Source organism: Desulfofalx alkaliphila DSM 12257, from assembly GCF_000711975.1.
Taxonomy (GTDB): Bacteria; Bacillota; Desulfotomaculia; order Desulfotomaculales; family Desulfohalotomaculaceae; genus Desulfofalx; species Desulfofalx alkaliphila.
On record NZ_JONT01000014.1, the window covers coordinates 49,267 to 62,753 of the forward strand.

Here is a 13,487-nt window from a genome sequence, read left to right on the forward strand (position 1 = left end):
TGAAATTTGCCGGCCACCCTGCAGCTCCACAGTAAAAGACCCGAGGCAGGCCTCGGGTCTTTATATATTACTTCAGCATTTCAGCCAAATCAGTTTTCACATCAGAGGTTAATTTTAGGTTAAAGTTTTCGACCAGTACCTTGAGCACCCCGGGGGAAATAAATTCCGGAGCCTTTGGTCCAATGTAGATGTTTTGTACACCCAGGCTGAACAAGCCTAACAAAATGGCCACTGCCTTTTGTTCAAACCAGGACAGTACGATGGTCAAGGGCAAGTCGTTAACTGTGCAGTTAAAGGCATCCGCCAAGGCAAGGGCGATTTTTACCGCTGACACTGAGTTGTTGCACTGGCCCAAGTCAATGTAACGGGGGATGTTGGTACCGGGTACGGTGCCATAGTCCACATCGTTAAATCTAAACTTACCACAGGAGGTGGTGAGGATAACGCAGTCCTTAGGCAGCGATGTGGCCAATTCTCTGTAGTATTGGCCGCCTTTACCCGGTGCATCGCAGCCGGCAATGGTGAAGAAACGCTTAATTTTACCTGCTTTAACCGCTTCGATAATTTCAGGAGCAAGGCTCAAAACGGTTTCGTGATGGAAACCGGTTGACATTGTTTTGTCTGATTGCATGTTTGCTGCCGGCAGTGCCAAGGCTTTTTCAATCACCGGAGTAAAGTCATCATTTTCAATTTTAGTTACGCCCTCAAGTCCTGTTACGTCATAGGAGAAGAAGCGATCTGCGTAACTACCGCGGATGGGCATTACACAGTTGGTGGTTGCCAGTATGGCACCGGGGAACTCTTCAAAGAGCTTTCTTTGGTCGTACCATGCCTTACCAATGTTGCCCTTTAAGTGGCTGTATTTTCTCAATTCGGGGTAACCGTGGGCCGGAAGCATTTCGGAGTGGGTATAAATGTTTACACCTTTTCCTTCCGATTGCTGTAATAGTTTTTCTAAAGCAAAGAGGTTGTGACCGGTTACCACAATGCACTTACCTTCTATTTTATCGGAGGGTACATTGACCGGTTGTGGTACACCCAATTTTTCGGTATGGGCTTTATCCAATAAATCCATTATTTTAACGGTGGCAGAACCGACACGCAAGGCTGTGGCAATGTTTTCTTGCAAGCTAAAGTTAACGTTGGTCAGTGTGGTATAAAGTGCATCCTGGATGGTGGCATCCACTTCAGGGTCGGTGTAGCCCAGTTGTCTGGCGTGGTTGGCGTAAGCTGCCACACCTTTCAGACCAAATATAATTGTGTCTTGCAGGCTGGCAAGGTCTGGGTTTTTACCGCACACGCCAATTTTGGTGCAACCACCGCTGGGGGTTTGCATGCATTGATAACAAAACATAGCTTTTTTTTCTTCTTCTTTTTTGCTTTTGAACAAGAACACTGAGAATCCCTCCTGTGTATTTAAAATTTCTATTAATGATGTTTAAATTATACATGGTTAAAAAACCGTTTAATATGATATAGATCACATTCTTCAAATAAATAACATCTTTAGCAAGTCTTTTATGGGCAAGAGGCAATTGGAATATTTATCCTTTAGTACAATTTGCGACTAATATGGACAAGCTTTGCCAGTCAGGTTAAAATAAGGGGAGGATATTGATAGACTAATTAATCAGCCAAGGGAATGGCAAAAATTTTTAAAAGGGGAAATGGCAATTTGAAATATAAAAAAATTACAATTTTATTGATATTGTTATTGGCATTAACTTTATCGTCAAAAGCATTTGCTTTAGATAATGGCGGAAAAGACATTGAGGTTTATGTTAACGGTGAAATTGTGCAATTTGATTCCAGGCCAATTATTGATTTACGGTCACAAAGAACCTTGGTTCCCTTTAGGGCCATCTTTGAAGCTTTGGGCACCGAAGTTGAGTATGATGAGCAGTCGAGAACTGCCATTGGGATAAAGGGCGATGTGGTAATTAAACTTCCTATCGGTCAAGCAAAGGGCTTTGTAAATGACAAAGAAATACCCTTGGATGTGGCTTCCCAAATACGCCAGGGCAGGACCTTGGTGCCACTGAGATTCATTGGGGAATCACTGGGTTGTACTGTAGAGGCCGACAATCAATCGGGACGAATGGTTATTAACATTGAGTTAATTGAAGAAGTAAAGCCTAAAACTGCGAGAACTGTGGAAAATATAGAGGCGGAAGTGGAAGATGATGCCGTGGTGTTGGATCTGGCAGTGGCTGAGGGTGTAAACAAGGTGTTTACCCTAAGCAATCCAAACCGGCTGGTGATTGACTTAGAAGATGCTACCATTGACACTGAGGGCATCAGTGAGATAGACAGCGACCTGGTCTTTGCGGTAAGGGTGGGGCAGTTTGAAGAAACGGTAGCGCGGGTGGTAGTTGATTTAAAACAAGCGGTAACCTATCAATTACAGCAAGGGAAAGATTCTTTGAAGGTAACGCTGGCAGCCGACAAGGGACAAGATATAGAGAGGGATTATAACACCATAGTTATTGACCCGGGCCACGGAGGAAGGGATCCCGGAGCCATTAGTCCCTACACCGGAAGATTTGAAAAGGAGTTTTGTACTGCCCTTGCTCAATTGGTGGCTGACTTGCTGGAGGATGAAGGCTTTGACGTTATAATGACAAGGTCCGGGGATGAATATGTAAGCTTAGAAGAAAGGGTGCGCCTGGCTAACAGTACCAATGCCTTTGCTTTTGTAAGTATCCACGCAAACTCTGCCCCAAACACTGAGGTGTCGGGGGTGGAGGTCTATACCAAGCGGGGATCTGACCGTACCTTTGCAAGGATTACCGCCGATGCAATAGTTAAGCGTTCCGGTCAAAACAATAGGGGCGCTAAAGAGGCTGACTTCTATGTTATCAGGCATACCGGCATGCCGGCCATATTGATTGAAGCCGGGTTTTTGACCAATGTCCAGGAGGAACAGTATTTGTATGACCCGAGAAATCAAGAGGTTATTGCCCAAGGCATTGTCGATGGGATACTTGAGTACCGAGACAGAGTAGCACCTTAGTTTTCGGCCGACGTACTGTCGGTCTTTTTGTTTTGAGAAAGGGCACTCCCGGACAGGCCTTTCCTGGACAAGCCATGCCGGGAAGGTTAAAATAGGGATGGTAAAAAATAATAAAGGAGTTTATACATTGGCTGAGCTATTGGCTGCTTTACATAAATACTTTGGTTTTAATAGTTTTCGCCCGGGCCAGCGGGAAGTGATTGAAAAGGTGCTGGCGGGGGAAGATGTTCTGGCGGTAATGCCCACTGGGCTGGGCAAATCATTGTGTTACCAATTGCCCGGCTTAATGCTGCCGGGGGTAACATTGGTCATTTCACCGCTGGTGGCCCTGATGAAGGACCAGGTGGATAGTTTACACACACGCCGGCTCTTCCAAGCTACCTTTTTAAACAGCCAACTGACTACTGAAGAGCACCGGGAACGTTTACAGGGTATTCGTCAGGGAAAGTACAAATTGGTATTTGTGGCACCGGAAAGACTGCGTACCCGCACCTTCACTAACCTGATAGCTGATATGCCGCTGGAATTATTGGTGGTGGATGAGGCCCATTGCATCTCCCAGTGGGGACACGATTTTCGTCCTGATTATTTATACCTAAAAGAATTTATTAATAATATTGCCCCCCGTCCCAAGGTGTTGGCCTTAACTGCCACTGCAACACCCAAGGTGCAAGGGGATATTTTGGCCCGCCTGGACATGGAAAATGCCCAGCGGGTAATTGTGGGCAGTGACCGGCCAAATCTTTACCTGTCGGCCATGCGTTTAGAAAACGGTGAAGCAAAACTACAGGCTTTAGCCCAACTAATGGCCGAAGAAAAGGGCTCTGGCATAGTATACACTGCCACCCGTAAAGAGACTGAATCGGTGGCCCAGTTTTTAATATCCCGGTTGGGCCTTAAAGCCGCCCCTTACCATGCCGGTATGGAGGCAGAGCAGCGATCTGCAGTGCAGGAGGCCTTTATTAGCGGGGAGTACCCTGTTGTGGTAGCCACCAACGCCTTTGGCATGGGCATAGATAAAAGCGATATCAGATTTGTAATTCACTACAGTATTCCGTCCAGCATAGAAGCTTATTATCAAGAGGTGGGCCGGGCCGGTCGCGACGGCCGGCCGGCCAGATGCACCCTGCTTTATACCCCCCGGGATAAGTCCTTGCAGGAATGGATGATTGAAAATGACGGCTTGACCAGGGACCACCTGGTTATATTCTGGAAGGCCTATCAAAGGGATTTAAAAGACGGACGCTCCGTTATTAACCCAGCGGAGTTAGAAAGATTAGAACTGGATGAAAATAAACTGCGCCTGATTGTGGGGGCCCTTGAACGCCAGGGTGTCCTTACACAGGTGGAGCGCAGCGCTGAATACTTGGAAGTGGAAGCCGGCCTCACAGAAATGGATTCCAAGGCTGCCCAGGAGGTACTGGAGCAAGCCCAGAGGCGCCAAAGGGAGCGGCGCAGTAAGCTGGCGGCAATGGTGAACTGGATTCACACCGGACGCTGTCGCAGGGCCGCGCTGCTGGAATACTTTGGGGAAAAAACCAAAAATACAGTTGAGCCATGTTGTGATACTTGTAATGGCGGCGCCGAGGAGGAAGTTTCCTTTGAACCCTTAGAAATACTTCGCTGTGTGCAGCAAATGCGGCATGGGGTAGGGCGTAAAAAATTAGCCGCCATTATGCATGGTTCCAAAGCCAAGGATATTATTGCCAGGGACTACCACCTCCTGCCTAACTACGGCAAGTTAAAAAACCGCACCGCTGCCGCAGTGCTGGCCATGGTGGATAGGTTGTTGGGGGATGGCTATTTGGCTACCACAGCAGGCGAATATCCGGTATTAGAACTAACCTCCAAAGGATGGGAGACCATTTCCCTGGGCAATCCCCTCACTGTACCTTCAGAGCCAACCGGTGTTCAAACTAAGGTAAAGGGCTGCCTTCATAAAACTAATGATACGCCGCCAAAGCCTGATCAAAAGCTACTGCAAAGCTTAAAGGAATTTCGTACCAGTTTAGCCCGCCAGCATCAAATGCCCCCCTTCATGTTCTTTCATGACCGGGTATTGGAGGAAATTGCTCATCGGAAGCCTTGCTCATTGGAAAGGTTAAAACAGGTGCCGGGTATTGGACCGAAAAAAGTAGAACAGTATGGCAAAGATTTATTGGCCATAGTGGGTTATCATCGTAAATAGGAGCCGGAAAATTCCGGCTCCTATTCCCATATTAGGCTTCAGGTATGCAAATTACCTGGCCCACCTGTAAGTTGTTAGGATCAACACCGGGGTTAGCCCGACGGATGGCATCCACAGTGGTGCCAAAGCGCTGGGCCAGCAAGAAGAAGGTATCACCGGTTCTTATAACATAAGCAAAGGTTCCTGCCGGACAGCGGCCCGGTGCCGTTGTTTCAGGGATACAAATTACTTGGCCTATTTGTAATCTGTCGGGGTCAATTCCGGGGTTAACCCTCATAATGGCTGCCACAGTGGTGTTGAATCTTGTGGCCAGTGAGAACAAGGTGTCCCCGGCCCGAATGGTGTACTCAAAGGTATTGGCCGGACAGCGGCCCGGTGCCGTTGTTTCAGGGATACAAATTACTTGGCCTATTTGTAATCTGTCGGGGTCAACATTTGGGTTAGCCCGAATAATGGCGTCCACAGAGACGTTAAACCTTCTGGCTAAATTAAAGTAAGTATCACCTGCTCTAATGGTGTACTCAAAGGTATTGGGTGGGCAGCGGTCGGGCGCCGGTGCACCGGGAATACAAATTACTTGACCTACTTGTAATCTATCGGGATCTACGTTTGGGTTAGCCCGAATAATGGCATCTACAGTGGTGTTAAACCTTCTGGCTAAACTAAAGTAAGTATCACCTGCTCTAATGGTGTAGGGCTGGGTGCCGGGCGGGCAGCGATCCGGTGCCGTTCCGTTTGGGATACAAATTACCTGGCCTACTTGCAGTCTGTTAGGGTCAACCCCTGGGTTGGCCCTGCGAATTTCTTCAACGGTGGTGTTAAACCGCTGTGCTAACGAGAAATAGGTGTCTCCTGCCCTGACGGTGTACCTGGATGTGCCAGGTGGGCAAACTTGGCGTTTCATATCTTAATCATCTCCCCCAAGAAAATTCTATACCATATTACGTGAGTAATGCACAATAGGTGCTAAAATTTAAGGGGAATTTTCTAAAAAGCCTTAGCCAATTAGTCGCCACCTTCCCTTTCCAAAGGCAAAAGACCGTCATTTGGCTCCTCTGCTTCCTCCGGATTTTGACGTGTTTTAAAGTTTAGGGATTTAAGATCCATATGGTCGAACAAGTGCCGCTGCATGCTGAACTCTGCGGTGATGCTGTCCACTTGAATGGCATCGACGCCCACCAGGTAAGTTTCGGAGTTATCCTTAAAAAAATGCAGCATCATTACCGAATAGGGCCTTCTTTGGGTTTCCTGCAGTGTGGCCAATCCCGATGCCCCGGAGCTGCCGGCGTTTACCATGACGCTGCCCTTATCGGTGGTGACCTCATACTGGTGATTGTGCCCAAAAACAAAAACAGGCGCCAGTCCGGCCAGCGGCCTTGCCATATAGGGGCTGTGCACTGCAATGATGTCAATGGGCCTGCCGGAGCTTTTTACTTCCTCTGCCACCCTTTGCCTAATTTCTTCGATATATCCTTCCACTTCACCGGGGGCCGGGGGAGTAAGATGGGCGGTCACCGAGGCGGGGTCATGGTAGCCCATAATGCGCAAACCGCTAATTTCCACCGGGCCGTCGGACACAATGACATTGGGTCCCAAGCTGTTCATTTTGTTAATAATATCGGGGGAGTCATGGTTGCCAGCCACAAATACATAGGGAACCCCTAAGTTTGCTATTCGATCCAGCAGTAATCCTTCCAGCGGGGTGCCAAAGTCACTTATATCTCCGGTATCGATGATGAAGTTAACAGCAAACAGTTGGGCCATGCGGTCTATATACTCTATTGCTGCCGGGTTGTTGTGAATGTCTGACACATGCAGCACCTTAATGTTGCCCTGGGCGGTTTGCAGGGGCTGTAAGTGGTCTATTTGCTGATAAAGCTCATTAAAGTTCTGGGCAATCAGCTGTAGCTTATGGCCAAGGGTATCAATTTTTGCCAGTGTATTTTCTGCAATACTAATCATCCAGGGTGCGGTTTTTAAAGCACCTTCGTATTCCGGGTTAGAAAAATGATGATAATTATAATCTTTATATGTAGCACCCAACAGTGAGCCCACCAGTGCCATGGCCGCCAGCAGTGCGGCCATATATTCAAATATATTGGTGGAACGTAAAACAAGACCTGCCAGTAAAGCCGCAAGGCCGGACATGATAATCAAACTTATTACATAACGCTTTGCTCTTTGACGCAGGTCTTCTTCCAGGTGCTGAAATATCTCCTCCTGGTCAGGGGCAGTTTCCAGCAGTTGCTGAACCCGTTCTAAATTAATGTTCGTCAGAGTTACAGTGAGCCTTACCGGGGTATCATGGGTATAAGCGCGTATTGATCCCAAGGGTGGGATAACAAGCTGTGTCGACCCCCGATAAGCTAAAGAAGTATCAATTTGAAACTCTAAGCCTTCAACGGTTATTTGTGTGCCCCCAAAAAAGTGCAAGAAAGCCAAAGAAATAAATGCAGCCAGTGCAATAATAATTAAAAATCTTTTCACCTTGGTATTCATAATTCACTCCATAAAGGCATAACCGGTATGTAAATTTGCTGCCTTAAATTATTTTATCCTGGGACGCTCAAATCAAGCCGGTTGTAAGCCGTAATTTGTTTATGGTAAAATATAGAATGTTGATTTTCGTACTTTAAAAATAAGGTGGTAATATTAATGCAGAAGGTTGAAATATATACTGACGGTGCCTGTTCCGGCAACCCCGGGCCAGGTGGGTACGGTGTTGTAATGATTTACGGGGAACATTTAAAAGAAATGTCCGGGGCCTACACCAACACTACAAATAATCGCATGGAAATTATGGCTGTAATCAAGGCCCTTGAAGCGTTAAAACGTCCCTGCCGGGTGACCTTATATACTGACAGCCAATATGTGGTAAACGCCATGACAAAGGGTTGGGTAGAAAAATGGCAAAAAAACAATTGGATGCGCAATAAAACAGAGCGGGCTAAAAATGTTGACTTATGGATTAGGCTGTTGGAGCTGGTGGCTGAACACCAGGTAAAGTGGGTGTGGGTAAAGGGCCACGCTGATAATAAGTTTAACAACCGGTGTGATGAACTGGCTGTGAAGGCAATTAAAGAAAAGACGCCGCTGGAAGATAGGCCACAGTAACAATTTTGAAAATAACAGCTTATATGGTTTATGAAAGAGTCAAAAGGGAACGGTTAAAAAGACCGTTCCCCATTTAATTACCAGGTGCCGCTCAAAATATGATAGCCCAAGTAACCCACCACAATAACACCGATGACGTGCACTACCCAAAAGCCTGTGTTTGGGTAAGCCCAGGTGGTGCCTGCCAAGGGGCTTTCTGCCCTTCTGTCATCCATATGGTAACCCCTCCTCTTTAATTGTTTAGCATTATGTTGCCCAAGGGGGTTAATTAGAATGTACAGTTAACCGCTAACCGCCGATAAATTAGGCAGCTTTTTTATTAACCGCCGGCAGTTGAATTAGAACCACACTGGCCAGCACCATTAGTACACCGACAAACTGCGGCCAGGTGAGATACTCTTGAAATAGCAGTGCTGCCAATAAAACAGCCACCACCGGCTCCACCGTGGCTACAATGGATGCTTTGCTGGTCTCCACATATTTCAGTCCCGCTGTGTATAAGGCATAGGCCAGTACGGTGGGTATCAGGGCTATTAGGAGCAAAAAAGTAAGCGTTGTGCTGTCCAGCAACATTGATACAGTTTCCCAGGGCCTGCCCACAATTGAGATAAAAAAGGTACCAAAGAGAAATGAATAAAATACAGTGGTCCAAGATGAATATGCGCGTAGTGCTTTTTTGCCAAAAATACTGTATAATCCGTAGGTAAGTCCGGCGCACAGGCCCACTAATATACCAACAAAATTTAGCTTTAAATTAGCCGGATTATAGGCCTCTACAACCAGTGCACAACCCGCCAAAGTAAGTACCAGGGCCACCGCTTTTTGTAAGGTAATTGGTTCTTTAAAGGTAAAACGAGAGATAATTGTTACAAATACCGGTGCGGTATACAGCAGTATCACTGCAGTTACAATGGTGGTTAACCGGATAGCACCTATATATGCCATGTTAAACAAACAAACGGAGATTAGACCCATCAAGGCAAAGAGCGGCAGGTCTTTTTTGTGTACTGTGAAGGCGGTGCGTTTAAAGATTAGTAAATACAATCCTATTATGATCATGCTTAATAACACACGGTAATTTGCCACCGTGAAAGATGACAAACCCTGTTCAAAGAGAAAGTTGCTCAGGGCTCCCACGGAACCCCAGCAGGCAGCACCCATGGCCACCAAAATATAACCTTTTTTCATATTTAACCTCCGCAATATAAAAGATCAACAGTATTTTTAATCTTATCATTTTATTCAGGTATTTTCTATAGCTTCTAATGGGCAGAAGGGGTGGTAGTGTTAATGAAGGGAAAAATTCTGGTCAGCGCCTGCCTGGCAGGCCAAAACTGCAGATATGACGGTGGTAACAATCTGGATCTTTGTATAGCTAAAATGGTGGAAGAGGGCAGGGCCATTCCTGTTTGTCCGGAGGAAATGGGCGGACTGCCTACCCCGCGCCTACCCTGTGAAATAAAAGGCGGTGACGGCCGTGATGTTATTGCCGGGGATGCAGCGGTATGGAATAACAGGGGTAAAAATGTTACCGGGCAATTTGTTGCCGGTGCAAAGGAAATATTAAAAATTGCCCGGCAAGAGGGTGTTAAGGCTGCCATATTGAAAGAGCGCAGCCCCTCCTGCGGTGTATTGAATATATATGACGGCACCTTTAGGGGCGTTAAAATACCGGGGCAAGGTGTATTGGCAGCGCTGCTGGCCCAGGAGGGTATTAAAATATACTCTGAAGAGAACTACTCCGAACTGCTGCGGTAATCGGCCGGCCACTTTCTTGGGCCGGACTATGGGGGTATTATAATGATTGTTGTTAGTTTTTTACTAATTATCTTTGGCATCGCCCTTTTTATGGTATCTGTGGTTGGCGCTGTCTATCGTCTGGTAAATTACGGGGGCTGGCCTAAGAACGATGCAATTTATAAGCGCTGGTTAAAATTGGCGGCGGCGGGAATTGTCATGGGCCTTTTGGGCCAGCTGTTAGTTTGGGCATTTTTATAGCAGCCTGAATAAAAAAACAGCCCGGGATCGATAACTTCATCAATCGTCGGACTGTATATTAATGTTAGTAATATTTTACATACATAAAGAAAGAAAATCAATAAATGAGAGAGATAAAGATAATTTTCACGTTCTCAATAAAAAATATCCCCCTATACCTATCTGCCAAACAGGTATATAATTGTAAAGTGGGGTGATATCATGATATTAGTGACCGGTGCCACTGGTTACCTGGGTCGCCATGTGGTAGATGCCTTGTATAAGGCCGGACTGAAGGTGAGATGCCTGGTTCGGGATACAAAAGATGTCAATTTGCCAGAGGTGGAACTGGTAAGGGGAGATATTAACGACCCGGTATCGCTGGCCGTTGCTTGCACCGGAGTGGATATCGTTATACACTTGGTAGCCATCATTCGCGAAAAAAAGGGTTTAACCTTTCAAGATATAAATATTAAAGGCACAGAGAACATTTTAAATTCAGCCAAGGAATGCGGTGTAAAGCATTTTATACATGTCAGTGCATTGGGAGCAAGTACCACCAAACCAAAACTTAAATATATTTATTCAAAGGGTGTAGCAGAAGTAAAGGTTACAAATAGCGGCCTAAAGTATACTATTTTGCGGCCCTCGGTGATTTTTGGACCTGGCTTTGGTTTTGTTGATCGGCTGTTGCAGGCAATTCGTATGACCCCTACGGTGGTGGCCCTTCCCGGGGATGGGTCTGCAAAGTTTCAACCCATTTATGTTAAAGATGTTGCCAAATGTATACTGGAGGTGGCTGGGCAGCCTAATCAATATATTAACAAGTGTATTGATCTAGGGGGGCCGGAGCATTTAACCTATGAGCAAATGCTGGATACGGTGATGGAAATTACCGACAGTAAGAAGACCAAGGTTCCTGTACCCATGGTGTTGGCCCGTTTGGCGGCGGCAGTGATGCAGCGGTTTATGTCAGACCCACCGGTGACTACGGGGGAATTGGCCTTATTGTCGGTGAACAATACCACCGATATTAACGCCGTGAAAAAGCATTTTGGCTTTGAACCGTTAAGATTAGCCGAAGGGCTGGAATATCTTCGTTATAAAGTTAAAAACCAAGATAAAGATGAAGGGGCTAAATAGGCTCCTTTTTTTGCACTATACAGGCATATTTTTTAGGATTTTTATGGCAATTTACTAATTAATTGTTACAAAAACATTTGCCTTTACGTCTATAAGGTAACAACACAAAAAGCTGGAGGAAACTATGGAGTGTTTAACTGAGCGAGTGCACCCTGATACTGAGCTTTCCTTTGAAGAACTATATAATAACAACTTTGCCGCCGTTAACCGCTACCTGCGCTATCGGCTGGTCAATCTTTGGGATGCCGATGACTTAACGGCGGTGGTGTTTATGAAAGCGCTGGAGAAGTTTCATACCTATCGGGGTCAGAGTTCCTTTTCATCCTGGCTCTTTCGCATTGCACACAACGTTTATGTGGATCATGTGCGAGGTAGTCGTGAGCTGGTAACAACAGATGAGAGTTTGCATCAGCAACAGGCCCGGGAGGGAAATCCCGAAGAAGAAGTATTGTTGGGAGAAGAGGTACAAGAACTGCGCAATTTACTTGAAACGCTACCATGGGAATACCGAGATGTCATGGCCCTGCGCTACGCCGGTGAACTGCGATTTGCTCAAATTGCAGAGGTGCTTGGTAAAACAGAATCGGCGGTGAGAATGATTCACCATCGGGCTATTAAAATGCTGCGGCGACATTATAAAATTGGTTAGAGGGGCGAGACCAAATGAATAAAAACGATAAAGGCCGGCAAGGGGAGGGTAAGGTGCTACCCATGGACCAGTACCGCCGCCCTGCCGACAAAGATAAAAGTACAGAAAAACAGTCGGTATCCCAACTTTTAGAGCATATGCGTAAAGTAAGAAAGGCAGTGCCGGTAAACTATCAACTGCAAGAAGAACTGAGAAAAAAGATAAGGGAATACCGGCCTGACACCGCTGCTGCCAAGGGTACTTTAATAGAAAGGGAGCAGGTGCAAAGCAGGTTTAAAGTTCCTTTGGCCCTTGCTTTAGCCTTGCTGCTCTTGCTGACAATAATAGCAGTGGTGTGGCAAAGGACTGCCGTGGCCGATCTGCAGCCGGTGGGCAGCCCTAGGGAAGTGATTCATTTCTGGAATGCAGACACCAACATGTCCTTTACTCTTTCACCAAAGGGTGACCTGTTGGTGGCCCGCCATGGACAAATTCTCTTTGCCGATGCCCAGAATGCCCAAAATGCTCGGTACAGGGTCTTGACCTTATCGCCTCAGTGGATATATCATTCCCCGGCTTTTTCGCCGGACGGCCGCCAGGTGGCCATAGTAAGGCAGTCTGAGGGGGGGCGGCCACAGCTTGGTGTCGTTACCTTTGAGGGGCTTAACAACACAGAAACCGATACATTAAGCGAGGTTTTCCAGCCACTGGCGGTGGGTGACTTCGGTATGCAGCTGACCGATCTCAGCTGGTCCCCGGGGGCAGAAAGGCTATCCTATACGGTGGTGGATGAAGGGGGCAATTCTGCGGTATGGTTAGTTGATATGGAGGGCAACACCCAAATGGTGACCGGGGGCAAAAGGGCTGATTGGTCCCCTGACGGGACAAAATTAGTGCTGCAGCGCCCAAGTGCAGATGATAATGATAATTTAGTTTTAGTTGATGTTAACGATGGTACCGAAGTGGTGTTAGGTCAAGGGGAACAACCTGTCTGGTCCGGTAACGGCTACCTGGCCTTTGTTAGCACCAGGCAGCAAGAAAAGGTGCTCACCTTTATGCCCGATGGTTCGCCACAATTTACGGTGCACCAACGGGTAGGCGAAATACGATCAGTTTATGCCGGTGCCGATGGCAGCGGTATTGTAAAAAGGTTAAAACAAAATGAAAACTGGCTGGCCATGAGCACCTTACTGGTGAGCCCCCAGGGCGGTGACAGAAATAAAGAAATAGAGTGGCTTAAGCAAATGGAACTACAAGGCATAAGGGAGCCAAAGGTGCTGCTGCTGGATGTGGTTGACAGTTGTCATAACCCGGCATTTAACTCCGAGGGTAATATGTTATTTTTTACCCGCCAAGATGGGCTGGGGGCAGTGGTAATGACAGTTGATTTGGAAAAACGGCTGATCAATCGAGGGGAGAAATAA

Annotated in this window: 13 protein-coding genes; 8 read left to right on the forward strand and 5 right to left on the reverse strand. The window is 46.7% G+C overall.

All coding sequences use genetic code 11. The features are described from left to right. Positions 1 to 67 precede the first annotated feature (67 nt). On the reverse strand, positions 68 to 1,354 hold the full coding sequence (gene hcp, locus BR02_RS0108905; protein ID WP_031516302.1) for a hydroxylamine reductase: 1,287 nt from the start codon (positions 1,352 to 1,354) through the stop codon (positions 68 to 70). 321 nt (positions 1,355 to 1,675) lie between these two features. On the opposite strand from hcp, the gene BR02_RS0108910 reads away from it, so the two are divergent. Both BR02_RS0108910 and BR02_RS0108915 read left to right on the forward strand, forming a co-directional pair. Continuing rightward, positions 1,676 to 3,013, forward strand: coding sequence for an N-acetylmuramoyl-L-alanine amidase family protein (locus BR02_RS0108910; RefSeq protein WP_169738590.1), 1,338 nt, complete (start codon positions 1,676 to 1,678; stop codon positions 3,011 to 3,013). A 127-nt stretch (positions 3,014 to 3,140) separates the two neighbouring features. Continuing rightward, complete coding sequence (locus BR02_RS0108915) at positions 3,141 to 5,201, forward strand: RecQ family ATP-dependent DNA helicase (protein WP_031516308.1); 2,061 nt, start codon at positions 3,141 to 3,143, stop codon at positions 5,199 to 5,201. Positions 5,202 to 5,232: 31 nt separating this feature from the next. On the opposite strand, the gene BR02_RS15095 is transcribed toward BR02_RS0108915, so the two are convergent. Further along, complete coding sequence (locus BR02_RS15095) at positions 5,233 to 6,105, reverse strand: LysM peptidoglycan-binding domain-containing protein (RefSeq protein ID WP_084170997.1); 873 nt, start codon at positions 6,103 to 6,105, stop codon at positions 5,233 to 5,235. A 101-nt stretch (positions 6,106 to 6,206) separates the two neighbouring features. Beyond that, positions 6,207 to 7,700 carry a metallophosphoesterase family protein gene (locus tag BR02_RS0108925; RefSeq protein ID WP_031516312.1) on the reverse strand — a complete coding sequence of 498 codons (1,494 nt, stop codon included), beginning with the start codon at positions 7,698 to 7,700 and terminating at the stop codon, positions 6,207 to 6,209. A gap of 156 nt (positions 7,701 to 7,856) precedes the next feature. On the opposite strand from BR02_RS0108925, the gene rnhA reads away from it, so the two are divergent. Continuing rightward, complete coding sequence (rnhA, locus tag BR02_RS0108930) at positions 7,857 to 8,315, forward strand: ribonuclease HI (protein ID WP_031516314.1); 459 nt, start codon at positions 7,857 to 7,859, stop codon at positions 8,313 to 8,315. A 77-nt stretch (positions 8,316 to 8,392) separates the two neighbouring features. On the opposite strand, the gene BR02_RS15640 is transcribed toward rnhA, so the two are convergent. Then, entirely contained in the window at positions 8,393 to 8,530 is a 138-nt protein-coding gene (locus BR02_RS15640) for a hypothetical protein (protein ID WP_169738591.1), read from the reverse strand. An 88-nt stretch (positions 8,531 to 8,618) separates the two neighbouring features. Then, positions 8,619 to 9,503 (reverse strand): DMT family transporter, encoded by an 885-nt coding sequence (locus BR02_RS0108940; protein WP_031516316.1) that lies wholly within the window; start codon positions 9,501 to 9,503, stop codon positions 8,619 to 8,621. A gap of 102 nt (positions 9,504 to 9,605) precedes the next feature. Between BR02_RS0108940 and BR02_RS0108945 the strand changes: the two genes are divergently transcribed. From BR02_RS0108945 to BR02_RS0108965, 5 genes are all read left to right on the forward strand, one after another. Next, on the forward strand, positions 9,606 to 10,073 hold the full coding sequence (locus tag BR02_RS0108945) for a 2-thiouracil desulfurase family protein (protein ID WP_031516318.1): 468 nt from the start codon (positions 9,606 to 9,608) through the stop codon (positions 10,071 to 10,073). Positions 10,074 to 10,115: 42 nt separating this feature from the next. Next, positions 10,116 to 10,313, forward strand: a complete 198-nt coding sequence (locus tag BR02_RS0108950; protein ID WP_031516320.1) for a hypothetical protein — start codon at positions 10,116 to 10,118, stop codon at positions 10,311 to 10,313. Between the two features lie 201 nt (positions 10,314 to 10,514). Beyond that, on the forward strand, positions 10,515 to 11,435 hold the full coding sequence (locus BR02_RS0108955; RefSeq protein ID WP_034639105.1) for a complex I NDUFA9 subunit family protein: 921 nt from the start codon (positions 10,515 to 10,517) through the stop codon (positions 11,433 to 11,435). A gap of 124 nt (positions 11,436 to 11,559) precedes the next feature. After that, positions 11,560 to 12,084: an RNA polymerase sigma factor gene (locus tag BR02_RS0108960; RefSeq protein ID WP_031516323.1), complete on the forward strand. Its 525-nt coding sequence runs from the start codon at positions 11,560 to 11,562 to the stop codon at positions 12,082 to 12,084. A gap of 14 nt (positions 12,085 to 12,098) precedes the next feature. Continuing rightward, entirely contained in the window at positions 12,099 to 13,487 is a 1,389-nt protein-coding gene (locus tag BR02_RS0108965; protein WP_031516325.1) for a PD40 domain-containing protein, read from the forward strand.